Raw genomic sequence first — 26,521 nt, 5'->3', positions numbered from 1 at the left:
TTTGAAAGAGAGATTAAGAAGAACAATGATGTTTCTTCCAGGTAACAACCCTGCAAACATCACTGATGCTCACATCTATGGTCCTGATTCAATTATGATCGACCTTGAAGATGCTACGAGCATAAATCAAAAAGACGCGGCAAGATTTTTAGTTTACAATGCACTAAAAACTTTAGACTACGGAGACACTGAAGTTGTTGTAAGAATCAACGCCCTTGATACACCTTATGGACGTGAAGATATTAAGGCAGTTGTTAAGGCTGGGGTAGATGTAATTAGACTACCAAAGTCAGAAACTGCACAAGATGTTATTGATGTAGATAAAATCATAACAGAAGTTGAAGAAGAAATGGGATGCCAAGGAAGAACTCTAATGATGGCAGCTATTGAATCTCCAACTGGAGTTATTAACGCAGTTGATATTGCAAAGGCATCACCAAGAATGATGGGTATTGCACTTGGAGCAGCTGACTATGTTACTAACCTAAAGACTCAAAGGTCAACTCATGGTTGGGAACTTTTCGCAGCAAGAAGTCAAATTGTTTTAGCTGCAAGAAACGCAGGCATTGCTTGCTTCGATACAGTTAACACAAACCTTGATGACATGGATGCTTTTAGGGAAGAAGTTCAATTTATTAAGGACCTAGGATTTGACGGAAAATCTGTTATCCACCCTAAACAAATTGCAGTTGTAAATGAAGTTTATACACCAACTGAAAAAGATATTACGAAATCACTTCGTATTATTGCAGGTTCTAAGGAAGCTGAAAGAAAGGGATCTGGAGTTATTACAGTTGACGGCAAGATGGTTGACTATCCAGTTATAGCTGGTGCACAAAGAGTTCTAGACCTTGCAGTTGCAAGTGGAGTGCTAAAGAAGGAGGATATTGATGAACTATAATAAAAACGCAGTAGGAAGAGATATCCCTGAATCCCTTGAAGGCATTGGCGAACTTGTTCCTTTCAAAGGCGAAGGCAAATATCTTAGAACTGAAAGAAAGGCTTCTCCAAAAATTAGATACGGAAATAGAGACGAGAAAAAACTTCTAGGCTCTATTGAAGAAGCTGTTAAGAAGAGTGGACTTAAGGACGGAATGACAATTTCCTTCCACCACCACCTAAGAAATGGTGACTATGTTGTAAACATGGTAATGCAAGTTATTGCTGATATGGGAATCAAGGACCTAACTCTTGCTCCATCATCACTTTCACCATGTCACGACAAGTTAATTCCATTAATTGAACAAGGTGTAATAACTGGAATTCAATCATCTGGACTAAGAGGAGAACTTGGAGAAAAAATTTCACAAGGTATCCTTAAAAAACCTTGCATTATCCGTTCTCACGGTGGACGTGCAAGAGCAATTGAAGATGGGGAACTTCACATTGACGTTGCCTTTTTAGCAGCACCAGCATGTGACGAATATGGAAACATAAATGGTAGAGAAGGAAAGGCAGCTTGTGGATCACTTGGCTATGCAATTGTTGATGCACAATATGCTGACTGTGTAGTTGCAATTACAGACAACCTTGTACCATTCCCAAATATTCCTGCTTCAATTGGCATGATGTATGTTGACTATGTTGTAGAAGTTGATGCAATTGGAGATCCAAAGGGAATTGTTTCTGGATCAATTAGATTCAACGACAACCCTCGTGACTTACTAATTGCCAACAACGCAGTTAAGGCAATCAAGGCTTCTGGACTTTACAAGGAAGGCTTTAGATTCCAAACTGGAGCAGCAGGCTCAACTCTTGCAGTTGCAAAACTTCTTCGTGAAGAAATGAAGAAGGATAACATCAAGGCATCAATGGCCCTTGGTGGAATCACAGGCTATATGGTTACAATGCTTGAAGAAGGTCTTATCGATGGTATATATGATACACAATCCTTTGACCTTGACGCAGTAAGATCAATCCGTGAAAACACAAAACACTTTGAACAAACTGCATCTTCTTACGCAAACCCTAACAACCCAACACCTGCAGTTAACACTCTTGACTTTGTATTACTTGGAGCTCTTGAAGTTGACACTGACTTCAACGTAAACGTAATGACAAGATCAGACGGAGTTATTAACCAAGCTGTTGGTGGTCACCAAGATACAGCACCAGGTGCAGAAATGTCACTTATACTTGCACCACTTGTAAGATCAAGAAACCCAATTGTCAAAGACAAGGTTACAACAGTTTGTACACCAGGCGAAGCTGTTGATGTGATCTGTACTGACTACGGTATTGCTGTAAATCCAAAGAGAAAAGATTTAATCGAAAAATTCGAAAAAGCTGGAATTGAACTTAAAGACATCAAAGAACTACAAGAAATGGCAGAAAAACTTACAGGTAAACCTGAAGAAGTTGAATTCTCTGACGAAGTAGTTGCAGTTGTAGAATACAGAGACGGTTCTATAATCGATGTAATTAAGAAGGAAGCTTAAAAATAAAATATAACCATACTCATAAAAGGGAGGCAAGAGCCTCTCTTTTTTTGCAGAAAATTTGGAACTTGTAAATATTTATAAGTTTCAAAAAATTATAAAGTGATAATATTTTATGACTTGAGAAGAAATTATGAAATGATAAAAATATATGAAGTGATAAGAAAATCTTAAGCTATAAAAAAATATGAAGTGATAAAAATATATTAAGTGGTAGAAATTTATTAAGTAATAAGAAAATCTTAAGTTATAAAGAAATATGAAGTCACAAAAATATATTAAGTGATAGAAATTTATTAAGTCATAAAAAATAAGAAAGTTAGAGATAATTATGAAGTGTTAAAAATTTATCAAGTTATAAGAATTTACAAGCTGGCAAAAATTAAAAATTCCACAAAATTTTTGCAATTGACATTAAGGTTTTTTGGTGCTATTATAATGAAAAATAACTCAATAAGAGGAAGAGTATCCTTCTTGACTGATTAAAGAGAGCTTCGTTTGGTGAGAGAAGTAGAGGAAGATTGGGAGAACATGGTCCTTCTTGAGGGTCTATCGATATTTAGATAGGCACGGGCGCGCCCGTTACAGCGATAGAGTATGATAGTACTTGAAGAGTCTTCCATCGTGAGTTGGAAGAGAATTAAGGTGGTAACACGAAATAGCTTTCGTCCTTTAGGGATGGAAGCTTTTTTTATTGTCTTCCTTCCTCAAGTACAAATAAAAAAGAGGAGAATAAAAATGCCATTAATAATACCTAGAGATTTAATTGTTGAAGAAGTTTTGCAAAGAGAAAATATTTTTACAATGAGGGATTCCTCTGCCATTAAGCAGGACATAAGACCCCTTAGTATTGCTATTGTAAACTTGATGCCCAAGAAGGAAGAAACTGAACTTCAACTCTTGAGGATGCTTTCCAACACAGCCCTACAAATTAACATTGACCTTGTGAGGATGGAGTCTTACAATCCAAATAATTCTGATGCCAAGAGGTTGAAGTCCTTTTACAAGACTTATGACGATATAAAAAACAATAAGTATGACGCCATGATAATTACTGGGGCCCCTATTGAGACCCTAGCCTATGAAAAGATAAAATACTGGGAAGAACTAAAGACAATTTTTGAATTTGCCAAGAAAAATGTCTATTCAACAATGTTTATATGCTGGTCTGCCCAAGCTGCCCTCTACCATTACTACAAGATTGAGCACAAGCTTAGCGATGAGAAAATCTTTGGGGTTTTTGAATTTGACAAACTAAAAGACAATAAAATTGTCAAGGGATTTGATGACAGTTTCTTGGTCCCAACATCAAGACACACTTATGTTGACCTTGAAGACTTTGAAGGCTTTTCAGACCTTGAAGTCCTTGCAGCAAGGCCTGACACTGGAGTTTCCCTTGTTACAACAAAGGATAACAGGTTTGTCTTTAACTTTGGCCACTGGGAATATGATAAAGACACCCTCCACAATGAGTACATCAGGGATCTTTCTCAAGGCAAAAAAATCAGTCCGCCAATAAATTATTATGAAGACAACGACCCTAAGAAGGAGATAAAAATTAGGTGGAGGTCTGCGGGCAATCTCTTCTTCTCCAACTGGCTCAACTACTGTGTCTACCAAGAAACACCCTTTGCCATTGATAGCATTGAGGGCAAGTCAGTTTCAAAATTTGGCGGCAGCTCTCTAAAGGATGCTGGACAATTTGCCAAGGTGAAAAAAATTATTTTCTCCAAGGAAGACAGGGACGTGATTGTGGTTTCTGCTCCGGGAAGAAGATTTAAGAAGGACACAAAGATTACTGACGAATTGATCTCCCTTTCTGACAAAAATTTGAGGATTGAAGAAGTGAAAGAAATCATAAAATCTCTTGAAGAGGAATTAGAAGTCCAAAGTCTAAGCCGTGACAAGCAAGTTGAAAAAATTAAAAAGAGGTTTTTATCTATTGCCGAAGACCTAAGTCTTGAAGAGTTTTGGAATGATGAATTGAAATTTGTTTTTGATGATATAAAAGAGTCCAGAGACAAGGACTTTATTGTATCAAGAGGAGAGTACTTAAATGCAAAGCTCCTTGCAAAATATTTGAATTATGATTTTATTGATGCCAAGGACCTAATAATCTTTGATGAGAGAGGACAAGTTGATATAGAAAAGTCTAAGAGGGCCATCCAAAGTCAAATTGGAGAAAATAAAAAGGCAGTTGTCCCAGGTTTTTATGGGAGCGACAAGAAGGGAAACATTGTGACCTTTACCAGGGGAGGCAGCGACTACACAGGCAGCCTCATTGCCTATGCCCTTGACTCCAAAGTTTATGAGAACTGGACTGACGTAAATGGAATTATGACATCTGACCCCAATAGTGACCCAGATGCCAAGACTATTGACAAGCTTTCTTACACAGAACTAAAAGAAATTATTGGCGAGGGCGCACAAGTCTATCAAGAGGATGCCATAAATCCCGTTGCCAAGAAAAATATAACTATAAAAATTTTAAACACCAATGATCCAGAAAATCATGGGACAATTATAAAGGATTAAAAAAGGACCAAGGCTCACACACCTTGGTCTTAAATTTTCTTCTATTATATTGTAAATTTATATTGAAAAGCTTTTAAAAGTAATTTAAAAAAATTAAATTTCTTTATTTCTTAACTTGTCAGCAATTTCTTCTGCCTTTTTCTTGTCTTCGCCTGCGAAAGTCGGGTACTTTGGATTTATTTCTTCCATTGTTTCAATAAGGGCAAGAGTTGCAATTTTTCTTGCTAGCCAAGGATTGTCTGCTGGAAGTACATACCATGGGGCAGTTTCTGTTGAAGTATTGTTTAACATTTCTTCAAAGGCAACTTGGTACTTGTCCCAATTGTCCCTGTCATCTAAGTCGGAAAAGGAGAAGTCGGCATTCTTCTTTGGTTCTTCGATTCTCTCAAGAAGTCTCTTTCTTTGCTCATCTTTGGAAACATTGAAGAAAAATTTCACGACCTTAAATCCATTTTCAACAAGGTATTCCTCAAAGTTGTTGATGTGCTTGTATCTCTTTTCCCAAAGATTTTCATCATTTTTTATTTCATCTGGAAGATGGCCTAGAGTGTCATAAATTTTTGGCGAAATAATATCTTCGTAGTAGGAACGGTTTAGGATGGCAACTTCGCCCCTTTTAGGAAGGCCCTTAGCCATTCTCCAAAGATAGTCGTGGGCATTTTCTTCATCAGTAGGCTTGCCATAGGAAGTGTTCTTTAGGCCTTGAGGTTCAAGGTTTGAGAAGATGTATTTTATTATCTCGTCCTTACCTGCAGCGTCAATTGCTTGGAGGACAACAAGGATTCCCTGTTTTGATTCTGCAAAAAGTTTTTCGTGAAGTCCTCTTAGCCTTGGGACAAGTTCTTCATAAAGTTCTCTTTTTATTTCATCATCTTTTTCTTTACTTACAATTTTTTCTTCCAAGTCTTCTATTTTTATTTTCTCGCCACTTATTTTATATTTATTAATCATTAAGACCTCCTATTTAAGTCCATAAAATATTTTCTACTAATTTATAAAACAATGATAACTTATAATAAAAACTTAGGCAAACAAAAAAGGCCTGCCTAAGCAAGCCTTAAATTATCTTATAGAGATTCAACAATTTTTTCTGTTAGGTCAATAACTCTTTCAGTGTAACCCCATTCGTTGTCATACCATGAAACAAGTTTAACCATTTTTCCGTTAACAGTTGTAAGAAGTGAATCGAAAATAGAAGAGTGTTCGTCGCCAATAATGTCAGAAGAAACAAGCTCGTCTTCTGAGTAAGCAAGGATACCCTTTAATTCATTTTCAGAAGCCTTCTTGATAGCTGCGTTGATTTCTTCAACTGTAGCTTCTTTTTCAAGTTCAAAAGTTACGTCAACTAGTGATCCTGTTGGAACAGGAACTCTTAGGGCAAAGCCAGTTAAGATTCCGTCAACTTCTGGAATAACTTTTCCAACAGCTTTTGCTGCACCAGTTGAAGTTGGAATTATATTTTCTGCGCCCATTCTTGCACGTCTCATGTCCTTCTTGTGAACACCGTCGTGGATGTTTTGGTCGTTAGTGTAAGCGTGAACAGTGGACATAAGTCCCTTCTTGATTCCAAAGTTTTCTAAGATAACCTTAGTCACTGGAGCAAGACAGTTTGTTGTACAAGACGCGTTAGAGATAATGTCGTGTTTTTCTGGATCGTACTTGTCGTCGTTAACTCCCATAACAACTGTAAGCATGTTGCCCTTGCCTGGAGAAGTTAAGACAACTTTTTTTGCACCACTTTCAAGGTGACCTCTCGCTTGTTCTTCGTCCTTGAAGGCACCAGATGAATCAATAACAACATCAACACCAAGGTCCTTCCAGTTCATCTTGTCAGGAGTCTTTGATTCAACGAAAGTAACTTTCTTTCCATTGATAATCATTCCGTCGTCAGTGAATTCAATTTCACCAGGGAACTTTCTATAGATTGAGTCGTATTTAAATAGGTGAGTTCTTTCTTTTAAAGTTTTGTCTAAATTTCTAACAGCTACGTGAGTAACTTCAAAATTAACATCGTCTCTTAGGGCCCAGATTCTTAGAGCATCTCTACCAATTCTACCAAAGCCCATTATGCCAACATTTTTTTTCATAAAAACCTCCATTGTTCATTGCATTCTTACCTTCATTATAACACAAGTAGATAAAAGTGAAATTCAAAAATTATTGTGATAAAATTAGGCAAAAGGAGTGGGTCACATGAAGAGTGGAATAAGTAGAGAAGATGGATTAAAACTTTTAAAAGAATACAACAAGGAAGAATTTCACATAAGACATGCCTTGACCCTTGAAAATGTTATGGGATACTTTGCAGAAGAGCATGACAAGGACAATGTAGATTTTTGGAAGATGGCAGGACTCCTTCACGATGTGGACTATGAAAGATATCCTGAAGAACACCTAAAGAATACACCAGAAATCTTAAGAGAAGCAGGTGGAAGTGATGAACTCATCCATGCAATTATGGCCCACGGGTCAGGGATTTGCTCTGATGTTGAACCAGAACTCTTCATGGAAAAGGTCCTCTTTGCAACTGATGAACTCACAGGTTTAATTTATGCAGCGTCACTTATGAGGCCATCAAAGAGCACCAAGGACATGAATCTAAAGAGCGTGAAGAAAAAATTTAAGGACAAGAAGTTCGCAGAAGGCTGCTCTCGTGATGTAATAAAAAGAGGAGCAGAAAAGCTAGGTTGGGAGCTTGATGAATTAATAGAAAAGACTCTTCTTGCCATGCAGGAGATGGAAGATATTATTGAAGAAGCCTTAAAAAGGGAAATAAGCTATTAAAAAATGCCAAAATATCCTATAAATTCGTTGCTTAGCAAGCCTTGCTGTGTTAGAATTTATATGTTATAGAAATTTAAGGGAGGTATAAGTTTGCAAACTTTATTATCTATTATAATTATTATTGCGAGCATAATTGTAATAAGTGTAGTTGCACAAATGGAATCAGAACAAGCTGGTCTAGGAACTCTTCAAGGCGAAGAAACTAGCATGTGGGGATCTCACAAGGGTTCTAGTAAAAAAGATATCCAAAACAGAATTGTTATTGGTTCGAGCATCGTTTTTGCACTTGCACTTATTATTTTAGCTGCAATTTAATTAAAATTTAAGGAGGATTAGAATGGATATGTTATATCTAGCTCCTATAGTCGGCGTTTTGGCACTACTTTTTGCTGCATTTAAGGCAAGTTTCGTGTCAAAACAAGATGCCGGAAATGAAAGAATGAAAGAAATTTCTTCTTACATTTCAGAAGGAGCTATGGCATTTTTAACAAGAGAATATAAGGCTCTTGTTGTATTTGTAATTGTACTTGCAATTATCTTGGCAGTAGGACTTAAATCAATTCCAACTGCTATTTGTTTCGTAGTAGGAGCTATCTTTTCAGTAGCTGCTGGTTATGTTGGTATGAAGGTTGCTACAAGAGCAAACGTTAGAACAACAAACGCAGCATGGAAGGGTGGCCTAGGTAAAGCCCTTGACGTTGCCTTTTCAGGTGGAGTTGTAATGGGAATGTGCGTTGTTGGTCTAGGAATTATTGGTATTACTGGCGCATATTTCATAACAGGTGGACAAACTGAAATTATTACAGGATTTTCACTTGGAGCATCATCTATTGCACTTTTCGCAAGAGTTGGTGGTGGTATCTACACTAAGGCTGCAGACGTTGGAGCTGACCTTGTAGGTAAAGTTGAAGCTGGTATCCCAGAAGACGACCCAAGAAACCCTGCAGTTATCGCTGATAACGTAGGAGATAACGTTGGTGACGTTGCTGGAATGGGAGCTGACTTATTTGAATCTTACGTTGGAGCACTTCTTTCAGTTATTACTCTTGGAGTTGTAGCTTATGGAGAAGAAGGTGTTAAATTTGGTATTCTTGTTGCAACAATTGGTATTTTAGCATCAATTGTAGCTGCTTTCTTTGTTAAGGGAGACAAGAACCCACAAAAAGCTCTTAACGCAGGTGAATATGTAGCAGCTGGTGTTACAATGATAGCTTCAGCACTTTTATCAAACTACATCTTTGGAAGTTTTGCACCATTTGCACCAGTAATTATTGGTATTGCAGTTGGTCTAATAATTTCTAAATTTACAGAATATTACACAGCTGAAGATTATGCACCAGTTAAGAGAATTGGGGCAGAATCAGAAACTGGTTCTTCAACAAATATTATTGCTGGACTTTCTGTTGGTATGATGTCAACAGTTGGACCAATCATTGTTATTGCTATTGGTATTATTGCAGCTTACATTGGAGCTGGCGGAAACGCTGACCCAATCGTAGGACTTTACGGAATTTCTCTTGCAGCTGTTGGTATGCTTTCAACAACTGGTATGACAATTGCCGTAGACGCTTATGGACCAATCGCAGACAATGCTGGTGGTATTGCAGAAATGTGTGAACTACCAGAAGACGTTCGTGATATCACAGACTCACTTGACTCTGTTGGTAATACAACAGCAGCTATAGGAAAGGGATTTGCAATTGGATCAGCAGCACTTACTGCCCTTGCACTTTTCGTTTCTTATATTAACGCTACTGGCCTAACAGGAATTGACATTTCTAAGCCAGAAGTTATTGCTGCAACATTCGTTGGTGGTATGCTTCCATTTGCCTTCTCTGCACTTACTATGTCAGCAGTTGGTAACGCAGCATCAGAAATGATCGACGAAGTTAGAAGACAATTTAAAGAAATTCCTGGAATCATGGAAGGTAAAGCAACTCCTGACTATGCAAGATGTGTTGACATCTCAACAGGTGCTGCTCTTAAGCAAATGATCGTGCCAGGACTAATCGCTGTAATTGTTCCAATCCTTGTAGGTCTACTACTTGGCACAGAAGCCCTAGGTGGTCTTCAAGCAGGAGCTCTTGTAACTGGTGTATTAATGGCAATCTTTATGTCAAACGCTGGTGGAGCTTGGGACAACGCTAAAAAATACATCGAAGGTGGAGCACACGGTGGTAAAGGTTCAGAAGCTCACAAGGCAGCTGTAACTGGAGACACTGTTGGTGACCCATTCAAAGATACATCAGGACCTTCTCTTAATATTCTAATTAAACTTATAACTGTTGTATCCCTTGTATTCGCACCACTATTTGTTGCATACGGCGGACTATTCCTATAAAAAAATAAATCTGTTAGAGAGAAATCTCTAGCAGATTTTTTATTGCAAACTATATTAACTTTTATGGACTCTGTCAGAATTTATCTGGCAGGGTCTTTTATAATTTAAAGAAAACTAAATTAAATATAAAAGGCAGCATAAAGACCAGCAATCAAATTTGAAATTGCATGTATAATCCAGCTGGGAATAATTGATCCACCTGAAATTTCTTCATTGACGTAACCCATAGCAAAGGCTGCAAGGCTTGTTAATAAAATAATTAAAATAGTTTTTAAATTCCCGACAAGAGGAAAGAACATTACTCCATGCAAGAGACCAAATAGTAGTCCTTGTATAAAATTTGCCTTAGTAAATCCTAGCTTATTGGCAAGTCTTTTTAAGATAAAGCCTCTGAATAAGATTTCTTCAGGAAAAGACGTATTAAAGACTGCATAAATAAAAATTGCAGGAAGGGCAGCAAAGCCAAGTCCTTGGAATTCTGAAGTTGCGCTTTCAATGTTATTTAAGCCTTTTAGAAAAACTAAACTTATTGCCAAATAAAAAACTGTTACAAGAATAATTGCAAGAGCTGTCTTCTTAGCTCCCTTTATTTTTTTCAGTCCTATCCAATCTGTAAACCTTTCTTGTTTTCTTGCTGAAAAGTACCAGAAAAGAAAGGGAAGGAGAGAAAATAATATAATTTCTAGTAAACTGTTGATGATTTTATTTATTGCTAAGGTCATTTTGCACTTCCAATTAAAATAATATTTGTAACCACTTAGACATAAAATCTAAGAAACTAACTAATGCTTAAAGTATGAAAACTTTAAAGGTTACTTAATATTTTTTTAGTATAGCACAAGAAAATATTATTTTTTCTAGCTTCTTTTAAAATTTTTGTAAAATTTTTATAAAAGTTTCTTACAAAAAAACCACCAGCCTGTGAACTCAGCCAGTGGTTGTGATATAAAAATTTTAGCAATCTGTTGGGTCTAATAGATTGTTTAAAGTCTTAACGTGAATACCTGTTGCATTCTTTGGAAGATAGCCTGCCTTCTTGTCCCTGTATCCAGTTGCTGCTATGTCTAGGTGAACCCATGGAGTATTTTCTTTTACGAACTCACCAACGAAAAGTCCTGCTGTAACAGTGCCTGCATGTCTACCAGAAGTGTTCTTGATGTCAGCAACTTCTGACTTGTTTAATTTCTTGTAGTCTTCGTCATAAGGGAAGGCCCAGATTTTTTCTCCAGATAATTTTCCTGCTTCAAGGACTTCATTGTAGAAGTCTTCGTTATTTGTAACTGCACCTGTGTAAACTTCTCCAAGGGCAATTGTAACTGCACCAGTAAGTGTTGCAAGGTCAATAATTTTTTCTGCTCCAAGGTCATTTGTTGCATAGTGAACTGCATCGGCAAGGGTAATTCTTCCCTCAGCATCTGTATTTGCAACTTCAATTGTAAGTCCCTTCATGGAGTCAATTACATCGCCAGACTTGTAAGCATGACCTGAAATCATATTTTCACAAGCGGCAACTACACCAACAACATTTGTCTTTGCCTTGTTCTTTGCAAGGGCATAGATTGTTCCAATAACTGTGCCAGCTCCACCCATGTCGCAGTGCATGTAGTTCATGCCAGATGGAGACTTGATGTTGTAACCACCTGAATCGTAAGTTAGTCCCTTACCAACAAGGGCAACTTTTTCTGTGTCGGCATTATTGTATTCCATTACAATAAGTCTTGGACGGTTTGTTGCACCAGCTGCAACTCTTAAAAAGGCCTTCATGCCAATTTTTTCGATTTCATCTTCTTCATAAACTGTAACCTTAACGCCAGCTTCTTCCAATTTTTCCTTTGTAATATTGGCAAGACTTTCTGGATAAATTACATTGGCTCTTTCATTTACAAGGTCTCTTGCAAGGAAGACCCCATCCATAATATTTTCTATCTTATCAAGACCTTGTCTCAATTTTTCTTCAGGTCCCTTAAAGGCAGAATAGTTGACAGTTATTTCAAAGTCAGCCTTTTTTTCCTTTACGTTAGTTTTCTTTGTGAATTCATATTCACCTTGGCGAAGTCCTTCATAAGCTGCCATAATAGTCTTTCTGTTGCACATACCAAGATCTGGCATTTTTATTTCGACTTCATGTTCTTCATTGTCTCTTAAAATATTTCCAAGTTCAAAGAAAAGATTTCTCACATCTTCTAGGTCAAGCTCATCATTGCCTAGTCCCATAAAAATTTCTGATTCTTCTTCAAAGCTTGGAAGGTATAAACTTTCCTTAAACTTATAAGCGAACTTTTTCTTTTCAAGATATTCCTTAATTTCACTTGGAAGTTCCCCATCTTTTTTTACGAAGTGGACCTTTAGTCCTCCTTCTTTATACAAATTAAATTTTATCATAATTCACCTCTTACTCTAATTATACATGAGATTGTAAAAAGGTCTAAATAAAAATATGTGAAGAAGCATTGCATTACTATTTTTCTTAGATAAATTGTGATAATATTAAATTATAGAATTTTAACATCAATTTAGACTTTAGTTTTGAATTGGTGTTTTTTGGGTGGTGTAAAAATGAGAAAAGAAGTAAAAGCATCAATAATGTTATTTGCAACAGCAATAATTTGGGGACTTGCCTTTGTGGCACAAGCAGCAGGCATGGAGCACTTAGGGCCCCTTTCCTTTACGGCTACAAGGTGTTTTGTAGCAGTAGTATTTTTATACCTAACCTATAAATTTTTTATGATAAAGTCAAAGGCTTATAGGGAAGAGAAGTTTGATATGAAGAGGACTCTTGTGGGAGGGACAATTTGTGGCCTGGTTTTTACAATAGCCATCAACCTCCAACAAGTTTCTCTTATTTATACAACAGCTGCCAAGGCAAGCTTTTTGACAGCCCTCTACATAGTTTTTATTCCAGTAATAGGACTGTTTTTTGGAAGAAGACCAAGTGTAAAAATTATACTTTGCATCTTCCTTGCCATGGTGGGGACCTACCTCTTGTCAATAAAGGGTGGACTTAACATAAATAAGGGAGATTTAGTTGTAATCCTATCGGCTCTTATCTTTGCCATCCACATCTTACTCATGACAAAGTATTCAAGAGACACAAATGCAGTTTTGCTTTCTCTAGTTCAATTTGCAGTTTGCGGCATCATTTCTCTTGTGGGAGCCCTGGTCCTCGAAGATATAAGCATGGATGGGATTTTAAAATCCTATGTGACTATCCTCTATGTGGGAATTCTTTCTTCTGGGGTTGGCTTTACTATCCAGCTTATGGCCCTAAAGGACCTAGACCCAGTAGTGGCGTCCATGATCTGTTCCCTTGAATCAGTTTTTGGTGCACTCTTTGGTTGGATGATTTTGTCACAAGAGATGACTGAGAGAGAAATATTTGGGGCTATAATAATTTTTGTGGCAACCCTACTTGCCCAAGTCCCAATAGAAGCTTATATTGAGAAAAAATTAAAAAGAAAGCTAAAGAGAGGATAAAATTTCACAAGAATTTTAAATAGAATAAAAAAATTTTCACATTACTAGGATATAATTATGGGGAGGTGAAGATATGTCACTATTTGAAAAAATTTTCCAAAAGCCTGGAAAGAAATTAATAACTATAGATGGAGAATATGGCTCAGGTGCAAATGAAATTGCCAAGAAGGTTGCCGACAAATTAAAATATGAATTTTATGACGAAAAATTAATAGAGCTTATGAGTCTTGAGAAAAAAGTCAAGCCAGAAGAGATAAAGAAGGACGACTCCTTCTTGCAGGGGACAATTTATGATCTTTATAGGCAAAATTATTCCTACTCCCAAGAAGACATTGCAACAAATGACGCAGCCTTCCTCTTGGACTCAAGGACAATTAGGGAGATTGCAAAAAAGAAAAAGGCAGTTATCTTTGGCAAGTGTGGTGACTTTGTCTTAGAAGACTTCCCAAAACTGTCAGTATTTATCTACGCATCAAAGGACTTCAAGGAAGAGAGAATTTTAAATACCTACAAAATCAAGAAAGACAAGCTTGAATTAAAGATGACACGTGAGAACAACAGACGTGCCAACCACTACTCCAGAAACACTGGAAGAGTTTGGGGGGAACCTGCCAACTACGACATCTTGATTAATTCATCATCCTTTGACTTCGAAAACATAGCAGAACAAATTGTAGAAATTTCACAAAATAAAAAATAAGAATCCTGACAGTCGTCGGGATTTTTTATTGTCTAAAATCATGAAAAATTTACATGGTCTTTATAAAAAACATACAAATCTTTTAATAGGGGTTTGTAAAATATATAAAAATAGGATTTTAGCGAGATTGCAACTGTGGGTTTACAAATTGCAAAGATAAATTTATAGATTGCTACTTTAAAAATATATAAAATTTAAATAGAAAAGGAGGTAGAATTATGATTTTAGGAGATAAAATTATGAATCTTAGGAAGAAAAATGCTTGGTCTCAAGAAGAACTTGCAGAAAAACTTGGTGTAAGCAGACAATCTATTTCAAAGTATGAAAGTGCCCAAGCAGTACCTGACATGGAAAAGGTTTTAAAGTTAAGTAGAATTTTTGGAGTTACAACAGATTATTTGCTTAAAGATGAAATTGAAGAACTTGAATTTTTGGATGAAGACTTCGAGGAAGACAAAAAGCTAATAAAAGTTAGCATGGAAGAAGCAAATGAGTATCTAGACTTAAAAGAAATATCTGGAAGGAATATTGCACTTGGAGTTTCTCTTTGCATAATCTCGCCTATATTTTTATTGCTTTCTTCACAAGCTTATGAGAGCAATCTTATATCAGCTCCAGAAAATGTAGTAGATGGAATCTCTCTTACAGTTTTAATCTTATTTATAATTGTAGCCCTAGGCATATTTATAAGGGAGTCTATGAAATTAAAAAAATATGAATTTATAGAAAATGAAGACATAGATACAGCTTACGGTATTGATGGAATGGCAAGGGAAAGAGGAGAAAGCTTCCACGATTACTATGTGAGAAGTAATACACTCGGAGTTTTGCTCCTGGTGGCGTCAGTTATTCCAATTTTTGTTGGAATGATTGTCTCAGTGGAAGACATGACCATGATTATTTCAGTGGTTATTATGCTCCTTCTTATAGCTATTGGGGTGAATCTTTTGGTTAAAACAAATCTTTATATGAACTCTATTAATGCAATATTGGAAGAGGGAGACTTTAGAAGAAAAAATAAAAAATTAAAGAGGAGAATAGACCCTTATTGTGGAATTTATTGGATTGCAGCAACTGCAATCTATGTAGCCTATTCTTTTTTGACGAACAATTGGGATAGGTCTTGGATTATTTGGCCTGTTGCAGGCGTATCTTTTCCAATTTATTATATAATCTTAAAATCTATTTTTGAGTCCAAGACAAAAGATTAAGAAAGATAGACTGGAAAATTTTCTTTTCTTTAGAATCACCAATTCTTTAATTATTAATTGGGTAGAAATTAAATAGGATTAAAGAGACGGTGATAAAATGAAAAAAGATGATTTAATAATTGAGAAAGTTATAAAAAATGTTGGAGTAATTTATTTTAACAGACCCGAGAAAATAAATGCTCTTAATTTAGAGATGGTAAGAGATATAAAGAGGATACTTGAGAAGTGGGAAGATGACGATAATATAAGAGCAGTTCTTCTTGATAGTAAGTCAGACAAGGGATTTTGCTCTGGTGGAGACTTGGTCCACCTCTATGAGGACTTCATAATGGATGATGATTGCCATGACAAGGACCAACTATTCGTTGAGGAATTTGAACTAGATAAGTATGTTGAAGCTTACAAAAAACCTATAGTGTCCTATTGGAAGGGGATAGTCATGGGTGGTGGGGTTGGCATAAGCATAAACTCCGATCTTATCCTTTGTGACGAGACTGTAAAGTGGGCCATGCCAGAGACTGACTTAGGCTTTGTACCTGATGTAGGCGTAGGTAAATATATCTCTAGCTTACCCCAAGCCCTTGGCCAATATGTAGGACTTTGTGGTGGAGTCTTAGAATCTCCTGACTTGATAAAACATGGACTAGCCCACGTCTATATTGATTCAAAAGATTATGAAAAGATAAGAGAAAAGTTTTTGGACTTATCAGAAAAATATTCTGGTCAAGGATTAATTGACAAGTTAAGAGAAGAAGCAGATAAATATAAAAAGGAAAGTCACGAGACTTTTGTTGAAAAAAACAGGGACAAGATAGAAAAATATTTCTCTAAGGATAGCTTGGAAGAAATTTATAAGCTTCTAGAAGAAAACCAAGATGATGACTTTGCAAGAGATATTTTAAAAGACTTGAAAGGCAAATCTCAATTTAGCCTGGCCCTGCAGTTTAAAAAATATTTTGTGGGCAAGAACTTGACCTACTCAGAAATGGTGGACCTAGACCTAAAAATTTTGAGATACTCATTAGAGATTGGCGAAATGGAAGAAGGCATAAGGTCCAAGATGATAGACAAGGACAATGAGCCAGATTGGAAATATAAGAACTTGGAAGATGTGAAAGACGAGGATATAAAAAAATTATTAGGTGTTTAAAATAAAGGAAGGGCATTCATCTTGAATACCCTTCTTTTTTATTTCAAATTTTCGTCTCTTATGATTTTTATGTCGTACTTGCTTAAAATTGTGTCGCCCATAAGAATTTCTTCAATTGCCCTTTTAGATTCTTCATCAGCTTCCTTTAAGAGGCCTTTTTTTATTGCCTTCTTTTCTATCTCAGACTTTTGGTCCTTGGAGAAGTCATTGTAGTCCTCGATGTCAATCCTGTTAAAAATAGATTCCCTCTCATCATAAACCTTTAGGGAGTCCTCATAAATTTCGTGGCTCAAAATCTCAGCAGCTGGAATCCTAACTTCGATAGACTTGTCTCCTACATCAACCTTCATCTTGTTAAGATCAATGCCAGCATTTATTAGCCCTTCATAAGATACGATGAACTCCTTAGAAGTGAAGGGGACCTTGTAACCGTAAAAAGTATTTTGATTTTCAAAGTGGCCCATGTTTGTATAGTGGTACTTTAAAGTTGTAAGCTCCTTGGCAGAAACTAACTTGTTGTAAATCAAGCTAGAAGTGATTTCTGGCTCCATTTCGCTTTTCATTTGCTTCTTCCCATAGAAGAAGGCAGCAAAGAGGGCGAGACCAATAAGTAAAATTATAATAAAAATTCTCTTAACTTTTTTCATTTAAAACCTCCATTTTAGTCTGTAAATAATTTTTACCACAAGAGAAAATTCCTAAACCTTAGAATTTAGCTAAAAACCTTGATAAGATTTATTATTTTATTGTCACAAGTATAAATTCTCTGATATAATTAAGCAAAAAGATAATGGAGGAAGATTTTATGGACGATGGCGCCTTGTGGGCTAAGCTCATATTAATAGCAATACTAACTAGCATAAACGCATTCTTTGCGTCAGCTGAAATGGCAATGGTTTCAGTAAACAACAACAAGATAAAAGAATTGGCAGAAGAAGGAGACAAGAGGGCCAAGACCCTTATGGATATATCACAAGATCAAACGAGATTTTTATCCACAATCCAAGTAGCAATAACCTTGGCAGGATTTTTCTCATCTGGATCTGCAGCAACCTCTATCTCAAAAGTATTTGGAGAATTTTTAAGAGGATATGGGATACCCTATGGCGGAACTGTAGCCTTTATTTTGGTGACACTTATCTTGTCTTATATAACACTTGTTTTTGGAGAACTAGTGCCAAAGAGGATTGCCCTACAAAACTCAGAAAGAGTTGCCCTAAAATCATCAGGTGCAATTGCCTTTGCATCAAAGATATTTTATCCCTTTGTAAAACTACTTTCAGTTTCAACAGTATTAGTATTAAAAATTATGGGAAAATATTCAGAAGACGTAGAGGAAAAAATTTCAGAAGAAGAATTAAAATCCTATATAAAAGTTTCAACCCAACAAGGAGTAATAAACTCAGCTGGGGAAGAAATGATAGTTAATATAATGGACTTTGATGACAAGTTGGCCTACGAAATAATGACACCAAGGACTTCCATCTATATGCTGGATTATGACGAGTTCACAACAGAAACAATAACAGAAGTCTTGAAGATGGGATACTCAAGGATGCCAGTCTATCGTGAGAACACAGACAATATCCTGGGAACAGTCTACATCAAGGACCTCTTTGTTGAATATGCAAAAAATAATTACGAGTCCATAAACTTGGACAATTGCATAAAGTCCCCTTACTATGTGCCAGAAACCAAAAAAATTGATATGCTCCTAAAAGAGCTTCAAGCATCAAAAAACTATGTAGCAATCCTAATTGACGAGTACGGAGGATTCTCAGGCATGGTGACAGTAGAAGACATAGTAGAAGAAATAGTTGGAGAAATCGAAGACGAGTACGACAAGGAAGACAACAGCGTAGAAAAAATTGGCGAAAACGAGTATATAGTAGACGGATCCATGGACATAGAAGACATAAACGACGCCCTTGGTCTATCCCTATATTCAGAAAATCACGAGACAATCTCTGGCTTGATAATAGAAAAACTTGGCTTTATCCCAGACGAAAAACAAAAGAAAAAACTTAGCGTCAAGACAGGAGGCTGCATCTTGACAGAGCTAGCAGTAGCAGAAAAAAGAATAATAAAAGTCAGCATCAAGGTTATACCAGAAGAACAAGAAGAAGCCAAAAGAGAATACAAAGAATTCAATTCATAAAAATTAACAGGTCCTAGGGCCTGTTTTTTGATGGGATTTTATTGGAAATTATAGGGCTAAAAAATTTATAGACTAAAAAATGGCAAAAAAAATTGCCGAGATAATCTCGGCGAGTAAAAGGAATTTAATTAAAAAAGTGTATTAAATAATCTGTTATCAGTTTAACATAGTAACACGAATAAGACAATAATAATTTTAAAAATATTTTATTAAATTAAAAAATTCTTAGTTTTTTTAGTTTTATTTCCTTGTGAAGCCCCATGAGTTGCTAGATTTTTATGAACCCATAGACTTTTGTAACTTTGTAAATTTTTGACACTTTATAATTTTTCATGTACTCATAAAATTTTGTGGCTTTATAAATTTTTGTGACTTAATTAATTTCTATGACTTGCTAGAATTTTATGACTTCACAGATTTTTAAGAATTTATAGATTTTTATTACTTAATAGGCTTTAGTGATTTTGCAATTTTTAACAACTTAGTAAATTTTTATGACTTTGCAGTTTTTTCTTACTTTCTAATTATTTAAGACTTTGTAATTTCTTATTATTTTCCATTTTTCACGACTTTAGAGAAAATTAAAAAATTTTAAAAAATAAATTAGCAGACCACTTGCAAGAGTGCTAATGATGTTGTATAATTTAGATGGTCAAAGATAGTCAAAGATAGTCAAACTAAATTTGACCATGATTTTTATCTTAATTTTATGGAAACAGAAATGAAAACAAACATGAAATTAAATAAAAATCTTAATTTTATTCCGTTTAATTAATTTCTATTATGTTGCAATATTTTTTATTGGGATATAAATAGATAGAGATTAAATGTTTATATATATGAGGAGGTAAGATTTTGAAATACAAAGATTATTATGAAATCCTTGGAGTTTCTAAAGATGCAGATGAAAAGGAGATAAAGAAAGCTTATAGGAAGCTTGCGAAAAAATATCATCCTGACGTCAACCAAGGCGACGAGGTAGCTGCAGAAAAGTTTAAGGAAGTTTCTGAGGCCTACGAGGTCTTGTCTGACGCCGACAAGAGAAAAAAATATGATACTTTTGGATCTAATTATGATTTTTCATCTGGTTATGATTTTGACCCTTCTCAATATGGTTATACTTATACCACAGGAGGAAGCGGTGCAGATTTCTCAGACTTCTTTGAAACAATTTTTGGCTCATCTAAGTCTGGAGGCAACTTCTCTGGTGGCTTTAACATAAATGACATCTTCGGAGATTTCTCTTCTAAGGGAAGGGGAAGGAGTCAAAAGAAGGCGAGAAATAAGTTTGAATCTGAACTTTCTATTTCTATTAAGGAAGCCTTTCTTGGTGTGACAAAAAATGTTTCCCTAACTTACAAGCAAAAGGAATATGACATAGCTGTCAAGGTTCCTGCTGGAATCACTAGGGGCAAGAAGGTCAAGGTAAGGGGAGAAAAGTTTGGTCTTCCTGGCGACATCTTATTCAAGATTAACATCAAAGATGAAAAAAATCTTGCTCTTGATGGCCTTGATGTGACTAGGACTGTGGACATCTATCCATGGGAAGCTGCCCTTGGATCTTCTAAAACTGTAGAAAGTCTCAGCGGCAAGTTAAAGTTAAAGGTTCCAGAAGGTTTTGTTGGTGGAAACAAGATGAGGATTCCTTCCAAGGGTTTTAAGGACCTAAAGGGAAATGTTGGAGACCTTTATGTTGTCTTTAACATTGTGAACCCTCACGACTTAACTGAAGAACAAGTAAAACTATATAAGGAATTAGAAAAATTAAGTAAATAACAAGATTAAATTGATTAAATAAATAATAAATGAGGTGTTTATATGAATTTTGAAAAATTTACTCAAAAATCCCTTGAAGCCGTTCAAGGCGCCTACAATATTGCGAAGGAATACGGCAATCCAGAGGTAAAAGAAATTCACATCAACTACGCCCTCTTAAATGACAAGGAAGGCCTTATTCCTAGGGTCTTGACATATATGGACAAAAATCCTGATATGTTAAAAAGTGACGTCTTAAAGGTTATTGAAAGACTTCCAAAACAATCAGGTGCAGAAGTTTATGCCGACTCTTCTTATAGGGAACTTTTCCAAAAGGCAGAGGGCTTTAAAGAAAAGATGGGCGACGATTACCTTTCTGTTGAACACATCTACCTTGCTCTTTTAAATATGAAGGGGACTGACTCTTCTTCTGTCTTTAACAAGAATAAGATTGATGCTGATGGATTCTTAAATGCCCTCAAGAAAATCAGGGGCAACCAACACGTAACAACTGATAACCCAGAAGGGACTTACGATGCTTTAAAGAAGTATGGTCAAGACTTAACTGAACTTGCTCGCGAAGGCAAGCTTGATCCAGTTATTGGTCGTGATGAAGAAGTTCGTAATGTAATCAGGATTCTTTCCCGTAGGACTAAGAACAACCCAGTTTTAATTGGTCCTCCTGGAGTTGGTAAGACTGCCATAGCTGGTGGACTTGCTCAAAGAATTGTCTCTGAAGACGTGCCAGAAGGCTTAAAAAATAAAACTGTCTTTTCACTTGATATGGGTGCCCTAATTGCTGGTGCCAAATATCGTGGTGAGTTTGAAGAAAGATTAAAGGCTGTCTTAAACGAAGTCTTAAAGGCTGATGGAGATATAATTTTATTTATCGACGAAATCCACAACATTGTGGGAGCAGGCAAGACTGACGGTGCCATGGACGCATCAAACCTTTTAAAGCCAATGCTTGCTCGTGGCGAACTTCACGCTATTGGGGCAACAACTCTTGACGAGTACAGGAAGTACATCGAAAAAGACCCTGCTCTTGAAAGAAGATTCCAAAAGGTCATGGTAAATGAACCAAGTGTTGAAGATACTATTGCAATCCTTCGTGGTCTTAAAGATAAATATGAAATTTACCACGGAATTAGGATTTCTGACCCAGCAGTTATTGCTGCAGCAACTTTGTCCGACAGGTATATAAGCGACAGGTTCTTGCCAGACAAGGCAATTGACCTAATGGATGAAGCCTGTGCAATGCTTAGGACAGAAATCGACTCCATGCCAACAGAAATTGATGAAGTTAGAAGAAGAATTTTGCAACTTGAAATTGAAAATCAAGCCCTTAAAAAGGAAACTGATGAAGCAAGTGCTGAAAGACTTAAAAAACTTCAAGGCGAACTTTCTGAAGAAAAGGCAGAGTTTGACAGGTTGAAGTCAAAGTGGGAGGCAGAAAAGAAGGAACTTGATTCTACAAAGGACATCAAGAAGAAAATCGAAGAAACCAACCACGCCATAGAGGAAGCTGAAAGAAATTACGACCTAGAAAGACTTTCTGAATTAAAATACGGCACTCTTCCAAAGTTAAAGGAAGAACTTGCAGAGAAAGAAAAGACATCTACAAAGGACGAGTCATCTATGGTGAAGGAAGAAGTAACAGAAGATGAAATCGCCTATGTAGTTAGCAGGTGGACAGGAATTCCTGTTGAAAAATTAAATAAAACTGAAAGGGATAAGTTACTTGGTCTTGAAGACATCCTCCACAAGAGGGTTATTGGTCAAGATAAGGCAATTGAACTTGTGTCTGACGCAGTTTTAAGAGCAAGGGCTGGACTAAAGGATCAAAACAAACCAATAGGTTCCTTTATCTTCTTGGGACCAACTGGAGTTGGTAAAACTGAAACAGCCAAGGCACTTACTGAAACACTTTTCGATGACGAGAGAAATCTAATAAGGATTGACATGTCCGAGTACATGGAAAAACACTCCGTGTCAAGACTTGTGGGCTCTCCTCCAGGATATGTAGGTTATGATGAAGGTGGCCAACTTACTGAAGCAGTAAGGAGAAAACCATATTCAGTAATCCTATTTGATGAAATCGAAAAGGCCCACCCAGATGTCTTTAACATCTTGTTACAAGTTCTTGATGATGGTAGGCTTACTGACAACCAAGGTAGGACTGTGGACTTTAAGAACACAGTTATTATAATGACATCAAATATTGGATCTCACTTCTTGATTGATGGAATCGATGAAGATGGCAAGATCAAAGAAGATGCAAGAGAAAATGTAATGGCTGACTTGAGGGCATCCTTTAGGCCAGAATTTTTAAACAGGGTTGATGAAATTGTCCTATTCAAACCACTTCAAAGAAGTGAAATTTATGGCATCATCAAAAAGAGTATTGCAGAAGTTGAAAAGAGACTAAGAGATAGGGACATCCACATCGAAGTTACAGATGGAGCTCTTGACTTCATCTTGAACGCATCTTTTAGCCCACAATACGGTGCAAGACCTGTTAAGAGATACATCTCTCACAAGCTTGAAACAATTATCTCCAAGCTTATAATCAGAGGCGACGTCATGGACGGAGACACAATTGTTGTTGAAGTGGAAGCAGACGACTTGTCTGTAAAAGTAAAATAAATATAAGGACTTGCTTAGGCAGGTCCTTTTTTTTAGAATTTTGTGATTGGAATTAGGTGAATTTTTAGCGAGTAAGGTTTTTTGTGATAGAAATTTTTGGAAAATACTTAGGGACTTATTAGTTTTTTTAATAGAAAAAATTATTTCCGTAAAATTACAAATTATTAAAAAAAGATTAAATCTAATAAAAACCTCTAAGTTATCACATTCCTATCACAAAAAGGATTTAAACTCAGTGACATAGTATGAATTAAGAAGTATAAAAATATTTTATATTTTAATTAGGAGGAAATTTATAATGAAACCATATAGCAAGAAATATTTAACCCTAGCCTTAGCAGGAGTTTTAGCAGCATCAATCCCAGTATCTGCTTTTGCAAATGGAGCTACAGAACCAACAACACCAGGTTCTTCAGTGACAGATACAAAAAACACTGGAAATTCAACAAATTCTAAAGCAGATACAGAAGAAACAAAAACAGATGCAGAAAAGAGCAATCTATCAGAATTCAACTACAATCTTGATAGGGGAGAAAGATTCTATACTAGAAATATTGATCTACCTGATGGAGCAAAGGTAATTGGAAATGAAACTTATGAATATGACAAGAGTGGAAATCATTACGAACATGTAACAGTTGAATTTAAAGATGGATCTACAAAAAAAGTAAGACTTAACTTTAGAGTAAATGATAGATACGATAGATATGATAAAAAATATGGAAAAATCACTCTTAACAATGTAAGATACGATGGAACTAATATCAAGGGCGAAACTTCATCTGATGCAAAAATTTATGTTAGAGATTATGAAAGAAGAAGTTCAAGAAGAGAAGAATATTTAGGCAGGGCTGAAGATGATGGAACTTTCTCTTTTAAATACGACATTAAAGAAGGCAAGAGCGTAACAATTTATGCTGAAGATAAATACGGTCATTCAAAAGATGTAGAAGTTAAAAATGACAACTACAAGGATATCAAGGGATCAAAAATAGATGCAACTGATCTTAGACTTATGGGTAGAACTTTGACAGGATTTATCAAAAACCATCCTTTCGAAAACATTAGAGTTTACAGGGACGGCGAACTACTTGGAAGCTTTAGAACTGATAAAAAATCATACTTCACAGTTGTTTTAAGCGAAAGCCTTAGAGAAAGAGATCTTGAAGACCTAAGATTCTACACTGATAAAAAAGAAGTTGAAAACAAAAAATTCAAAATTACTGAAGCTCTTGACGGACAAAAACTTGTAAAGGGTACTGCAAACACTGATGATGAAATCACAGTTTATGACGCATCTGGCAAAAAAATCTCCAACACTTATGTAAACAATGCTGGAGTATTTACAGCTTTCTTAGATAGAGCCCTAATCTATGGCGAGACAATTAAAATCGAAGCAAAAGATAAAGACAAAAATATCACTAAGATTGACTATAAAGTTACAAAAAATGCAGTAGAAGAAGTTAAGGCAATTGCTTACATCAAGGGATATCCAGATGGAACATTTAAGCCACAAGCAAATGTAACAAGAGCAGAAGCAGCTCAAATGTTTGCTACACTTCTAAATGGTGGAACAAACTTTGGAACATCTGGAGCAACAAAGTTCTCTGATGCAAGTGACGATTGGTACTCAAAGGCAGTTAACTATGTTGTTGGCAAGGGACTAATCTCTGGTTACCCTAATGGAACATTTAAACCAAACGAAAGCATCACAAGAGCAGAATTTGCACAAATGATCTCTGGCTACATCAAGAATGAAAAAGCTGGATCATCAGACTTCCAAGATGTTAAAGATCACTGGGCAAAGGATGCAATTGACAAACTTAATGGCAACAAAAATGTTACTGGTTACCCAGATGGATCTTTCAAACCAAATGCTAAGATCACAAGAGCAGAAGCTGTTACAATCCTAAACTCTGTATTTAACAGAAACACAAACAAGAACTCACTTAACAATGTGAACACTTCATCACTTAACAAGTTCTCTGATGTTAAGGAAGGCTTCTGGGCTTACTACAACATTCTTGATGCAGCAAACACTCACGATAGAGAAAGACTAAACTCAACTTCTGAAGTTGACATGTGGAAATAAAAATAAAATTTTAAGGACTCCCCTAGGGGAGTCTTTTTTATTGCCTTTAAAAGTTTATTGGTAGGTAAGAATTATTGACTTGATAAAAAACTATAAAGTTCTAAAAATTTTTAACTAATAAAATTTTGATAATTAAAGAATTTTTATGAAGTGCGAAAAAATTGTTAATTCATAAATATTTATAGACTTGCAAAAATTTATGAACTTACAAAAATTTATGATTTAATAAAAAAATGTTACTTCAAAAAGATTTGTGACCTTATAAATTTTTATGATTTTACAAAACAAAAGATCCTAAGTATTACAAGATTTTAAAAGTCGCGAAAAATTAAAAATAGATAGATTTTAGAGAAATTTTATAAAAAATTTATAGAAATATTTACAAACTAATAAAATCTATCTAAAGATTCATTTATCAATCTTATTGAGGATTTTATTTGCAATGAAAAAGAAAGAATTTTTGACAATCTTTAAAGAAAATGAAAATTGTCCTTGACTTTTAAAAATCTCCCTTATATAATTGACGAAACAATTATATAAATTGTATTGAAAAATACGATAGAGGCGCGGGACCTATCAGTAATCTCTCAGAGCAAGACCATGCGATGAAGAGAGATGAAAGGAGATTTCGCCGAAGTGTATTATTGGTAACAGATAATATGCTGGGCATGCAAACAACATTTGCATGACTGTCACGATTTAGTGGGGAGCTATCTAAGGTTAAATACTTTGTCTTACATAATTAGACATTTTAACAGTTTGGATTTCCCAAACTGTTTTTTTTATTACTTTTTGATAGTTACCGAAGATTTTTACGGAGGTATATCATGAATTTAAGAAGAAACGCAAGAAGATTACTACTAGTTGGAGCTATGGCAGGAACAATGCTTTTAACAGCTTGTAACCCAAAGGGTGATGGGGGATCAGCTGCTGCACCAGCTGACTCAGACACATTAAGAGTTGGAATGGAATGTGACTATGCTCCATTTAACTGGACACAAACTGGTGAAGAACACGGCTACGCAATTGCAGCAGGCGGTTACGCTGGCGGATACGACGTTGAGATAGCAAAGAAAATTGCTGAGTCCATGGACAAAAATCTAGAAATTGTAAAAACTGAATGGAATGGTCTTACTCCAGCTATTACATCTGGAAAAATCGACCTTATTATAGCAGGCATGAGTCCAACTGAAGAAAGAAAGGAAACTCTTGACTTCTCTGACACTTACTACACATC

Annotated in this window: 20 protein-coding genes, 1 riboswitch and 1 other annotated feature; of the genes, 15 read left to right on the top strand and 5 right to left on the bottom strand. The window is 35.8% G+C overall.

Annotation, left to right across the window (positions count from 1 at the left end; genetic code table 11):
- The first annotated feature begins 1 nt into the window (after position 1).
- The 3 genes from citE to metA all read left to right on the top strand — a co-directional run bounded on the left by citE (position 2) and on the right by metA (position 4,973).
- Positions 2-901 carry a citrate (pro-3S)-lyase subunit beta gene (gene citE / locus HMPREF3023_RS00790; RefSeq protein WP_070699965.1) on the top strand — a complete coding sequence of 300 codons (900 nt, stop codon included), beginning with the start codon at positions 2-4 and terminating at the stop codon, positions 899-901.
- Positions 891-2,438, top strand: coding sequence for a citrate lyase subunit alpha (citF, locus tag HMPREF3023_RS00785; protein ID WP_070699964.1), 1,548 nt, complete (start codon positions 891-893; stop codon positions 2,436-2,438). Before citE ends, citF begins: the two co-directional genes overlap by 11 nt.
- Positions 2,439-2,882: 444 nt before the next feature.
- Positions 2,883-3,114 (top strand) — a binding site (T-box leader).
- A 62-nt stretch (positions 3,115-3,176) separates the two neighbouring features.
- Positions 3,177-4,973, top strand: a complete 1,797-nt coding sequence (gene metA, locus HMPREF3023_RS00780; protein ID WP_070700088.1) for a homoserine O-acetyltransferase/O-succinyltransferase family protein — start codon at positions 3,177-3,179, stop codon at positions 4,971-4,973.
- A 93-nt stretch (positions 4,974-5,066) separates the two neighbouring features.
- Here the strand turns inward: metA and HMPREF3023_RS00775 are convergent, their stop codons facing one another.
- Both HMPREF3023_RS00775 and gap read right to left on the bottom strand, forming a co-directional pair.
- Entirely contained in the window at positions 5,067-5,924 is an 858-nt protein-coding gene (locus HMPREF3023_RS00775; protein WP_070699963.1) for a PPK2 family polyphosphate kinase, read from the bottom strand.
- Positions 5,925-6,040: 116 nt separating this feature from the next.
- A complete protein-coding gene (gene gap, locus HMPREF3023_RS00770; RefSeq protein WP_070699962.1) occupies positions 6,041-7,060 on the bottom strand; it encodes a type I glyceraldehyde-3-phosphate dehydrogenase in 1,020 nt (339 codons plus the stop codon).
- A 106-nt stretch (positions 7,061-7,166) separates the two neighbouring features.
- Between gap and HMPREF3023_RS00765 the strand changes: the two genes are divergently transcribed.
- The 3 genes from HMPREF3023_RS00765 to HMPREF3023_RS00755 all read left to right on the top strand — a co-directional run bounded on the left by HMPREF3023_RS00765 (position 7,167) and on the right by HMPREF3023_RS00755 (position 10,098).
- Positions 7,167-7,757: an HDIG domain-containing metalloprotein gene (locus HMPREF3023_RS00765; RefSeq protein ID WP_070699961.1), complete on the top strand. Its 591-nt coding sequence runs from the start codon at positions 7,167-7,169 to the stop codon at positions 7,755-7,757.
- Between the two features lie 90 nt (positions 7,758-7,847).
- Positions 7,848-8,072 (top strand): preprotein translocase subunit SecG, encoded by a 225-nt coding sequence (locus HMPREF3023_RS00760; protein ID WP_070699960.1) that lies wholly within the window; start codon positions 7,848-7,850, stop codon positions 8,070-8,072.
- 22 nt (positions 8,073-8,094) lie between these two features.
- The gene (locus HMPREF3023_RS00755) at positions 8,095-10,098 is read left to right on the top strand and encodes a sodium-translocating pyrophosphatase (protein WP_070699959.1); all 2,004 of its coding nucleotides are present in this window, start codon (positions 8,095-8,097) and stop codon (positions 10,096-10,098) included.
- A gap of 119 nt (positions 10,099-10,217) precedes the next feature.
- Here HMPREF3023_RS00755 and HMPREF3023_RS00750 read toward each other — a convergent pair whose 3' ends face one another.
- Together HMPREF3023_RS00750 and HMPREF3023_RS00745 are read right to left on the bottom strand one after the other, a co-directional pair.
- On the bottom strand, positions 10,218-10,820 hold the full coding sequence (locus HMPREF3023_RS00750; protein ID WP_070699958.1) for a CPBP family intramembrane glutamic endopeptidase: 603 nt from the start codon (positions 10,818-10,820) through the stop codon (positions 10,218-10,220).
- A gap of 232 nt (positions 10,821-11,052) precedes the next feature.
- Positions 11,053-12,480, bottom strand: a complete 1,428-nt coding sequence (locus HMPREF3023_RS00745; RefSeq protein ID WP_070699957.1) for a leucyl aminopeptidase — start codon at positions 12,478-12,480, stop codon at positions 11,053-11,055.
- Between the two features lie 174 nt (positions 12,481-12,654).
- Here HMPREF3023_RS00745 and HMPREF3023_RS00740 point away from each other — a divergent pair, with 174 nt between their 5' ends.
- The 4 genes from HMPREF3023_RS00740 to HMPREF3023_RS00725 all read left to right on the top strand — a co-directional run bounded on the left by HMPREF3023_RS00740 (position 12,655) and on the right by HMPREF3023_RS00725 (position 16,633).
- Positions 12,655-13,572, top strand: a complete 918-nt coding sequence (locus HMPREF3023_RS00740) for a DMT family transporter (RefSeq protein ID WP_070699956.1) — start codon at positions 12,655-12,657, stop codon at positions 13,570-13,572.
- Positions 13,573-13,645: 73 nt separating this feature from the next.
- Complete coding sequence (locus HMPREF3023_RS00735) at positions 13,646-14,272, top strand: cytidylate kinase-like family protein (RefSeq protein WP_070699955.1); 627 nt, start codon at positions 13,646-13,648, stop codon at positions 14,270-14,272.
- Between the two features lie 218 nt (positions 14,273-14,490).
- Positions 14,491-15,483 (top strand): helix-turn-helix domain-containing protein, encoded by a 993-nt coding sequence (locus HMPREF3023_RS00730; protein WP_070699954.1) that lies wholly within the window; start codon positions 14,491-14,493, stop codon positions 15,481-15,483.
- A 97-nt stretch (positions 15,484-15,580) separates the two neighbouring features.
- Positions 15,581-16,633 carry an enoyl-CoA hydratase/isomerase family protein gene (locus tag HMPREF3023_RS00725; RefSeq protein ID WP_070699953.1) on the top strand — a complete coding sequence of 351 codons (1,053 nt, stop codon included), beginning with the start codon at positions 15,581-15,583 and terminating at the stop codon, positions 16,631-16,633.
- A 38-nt stretch (positions 16,634-16,671) separates the two neighbouring features.
- On the opposite strand, the gene HMPREF3023_RS00720 is transcribed toward HMPREF3023_RS00725, so the two are convergent.
- On the bottom strand, positions 16,672-17,280 hold the full coding sequence (locus HMPREF3023_RS00720) for a DUF4230 domain-containing protein (protein WP_070699952.1): 609 nt from the start codon (positions 17,278-17,280) through the stop codon (positions 16,672-16,674).
- Between the two features lie 158 nt (positions 17,281-17,438).
- Between HMPREF3023_RS00720 and HMPREF3023_RS00715 the strand changes: the two genes are divergently transcribed.
- The 5 genes from HMPREF3023_RS00715 to HMPREF3023_RS00695 form a co-directional block, all read left to right on the top strand.
- Positions 17,439-18,791 (top strand): hemolysin family protein, encoded by a 1,353-nt coding sequence (locus HMPREF3023_RS00715; protein WP_070699951.1) that lies wholly within the window; start codon positions 17,439-17,441, stop codon positions 18,789-18,791.
- An 855-nt stretch (positions 18,792-19,646) separates the two neighbouring features.
- Positions 19,647-20,567 carry a DnaJ domain-containing protein gene (locus HMPREF3023_RS00710; RefSeq protein ID WP_070699950.1) on the top strand — a complete coding sequence of 307 codons (921 nt, stop codon included), beginning with the start codon at positions 19,647-19,649 and terminating at the stop codon, positions 20,565-20,567.
- Between the two features lie 42 nt (positions 20,568-20,609).
- A complete protein-coding gene (clpB, locus tag HMPREF3023_RS00705) occupies positions 20,610-23,192 on the top strand; it encodes an ATP-dependent chaperone ClpB (RefSeq protein WP_070699949.1) in 2,583 nt (860 codons plus the stop codon).
- A 298-nt stretch (positions 23,193-23,490) separates the two neighbouring features.
- The gene (locus HMPREF3023_RS00700) at positions 23,491-25,284 is read left to right on the top strand and encodes an S-layer homology domain-containing protein (protein WP_070699948.1); all 1,794 of its coding nucleotides are present in this window, start codon (positions 23,491-23,493) and stop codon (positions 25,282-25,284) included.
- A gap of 551 nt (positions 25,285-25,835) precedes the next feature.
- Positions 25,836-26,005, top strand: a riboswitch (Lysine riboswitch).
- 106 nt (positions 26,006-26,111) lie between these two features.
- Positions 26,112-26,521 (top strand): transporter substrate-binding domain-containing protein (locus HMPREF3023_RS00695; RefSeq protein ID WP_144019619.1); only part of this gene is annotated, 410 nt, incomplete at its 3' end.

Source organism: Peptoniphilus sp. HMSC075B08, assembly GCF_001815405.1.
Classification (GTDB): domain Bacteria; phylum Bacillota; class Clostridia; order Tissierellales; family Peptoniphilaceae; genus Peptoniphilus_A; species Peptoniphilus_A harei.
Note: the sequence above shows the minus strand (reverse complement) of the source record. Positions and strands in the feature narration are given on the sequence as shown.

Excerpts from the sequence above, each read along its gene's own strand:
- citF (WP_070699964.1), top strand. The coding sequence starts at position 891 with ATGAACTATAATAAAAACGCAGTAGGAAGAGATATCCCTGAATCCCTT.
- metA (WP_070700088.1), top strand. The coding sequence starts at position 3,177 with ATGCCATTAATAATACCTAGAGATTTAATTGTTGAAGAAGTTTTGCAA.
- HMPREF3023_RS00775 (WP_070699963.1), bottom strand. The coding sequence starts at position 5,924 with ATGATTAATAAATATAAAATAAGTGGCGAGAAAATAAAAATAGAAGAC.
- gap (WP_070699962.1), bottom strand. The coding sequence starts at position 7,060 with ATGAAAAAAAATGTTGGCATAATGGGCTTTGGTAGAATTGGTAGAGAT.
- HMPREF3023_RS00765 (WP_070699961.1), top strand. The coding sequence starts at position 7,167 with ATGAAGAGTGGAATAAGTAGAGAAGATGGATTAAAACTTTTAAAAGAA.
- HMPREF3023_RS00755 (WP_070699959.1), top strand. The coding sequence starts at position 8,095 with ATGGATATGTTATATCTAGCTCCTATAGTCGGCGTTTTGGCACTACTT.
- HMPREF3023_RS00750 (WP_070699958.1), bottom strand. The coding sequence starts at position 10,820 with ATGACCTTAGCAATAAATAAAATCATCAACAGTTTACTAGAAATTATA.
- HMPREF3023_RS00745 (WP_070699957.1), bottom strand. The coding sequence starts at position 12,480 with ATGATAAAATTTAATTTGTATAAAGAAGGAGGACTAAAGGTCCACTTC.
- HMPREF3023_RS00740 (WP_070699956.1), top strand. The coding sequence starts at position 12,655 with ATGAGAAAAGAAGTAAAAGCATCAATAATGTTATTTGCAACAGCAATA.
- HMPREF3023_RS00735 (WP_070699955.1), top strand. The coding sequence starts at position 13,646 with ATGTCACTATTTGAAAAAATTTTCCAAAAGCCTGGAAAGAAATTAATA.
- HMPREF3023_RS00730 (WP_070699954.1), top strand. The coding sequence starts at position 14,491 with ATGATTTTAGGAGATAAAATTATGAATCTTAGGAAGAAAAATGCTTGG.
- HMPREF3023_RS00725 (WP_070699953.1), top strand. The coding sequence starts at position 15,581 with ATGAAAAAAGATGATTTAATAATTGAGAAAGTTATAAAAAATGTTGGA.
- HMPREF3023_RS00720 (WP_070699952.1), bottom strand. The coding sequence starts at position 17,280 with ATGAAAAAAGTTAAGAGAATTTTTATTATAATTTTACTTATTGGTCTC.
- HMPREF3023_RS00715 (WP_070699951.1), top strand. The coding sequence starts at position 17,439 with ATGGACGATGGCGCCTTGTGGGCTAAGCTCATATTAATAGCAATACTA.
- clpB (WP_070699949.1), top strand. The coding sequence starts at position 20,610 with ATGAATTTTGAAAAATTTACTCAAAAATCCCTTGAAGCCGTTCAAGGC.
- HMPREF3023_RS00700 (WP_070699948.1), top strand. The coding sequence starts at position 23,491 with ATGAAACCATATAGCAAGAAATATTTAACCCTAGCCTTAGCAGGAGTT.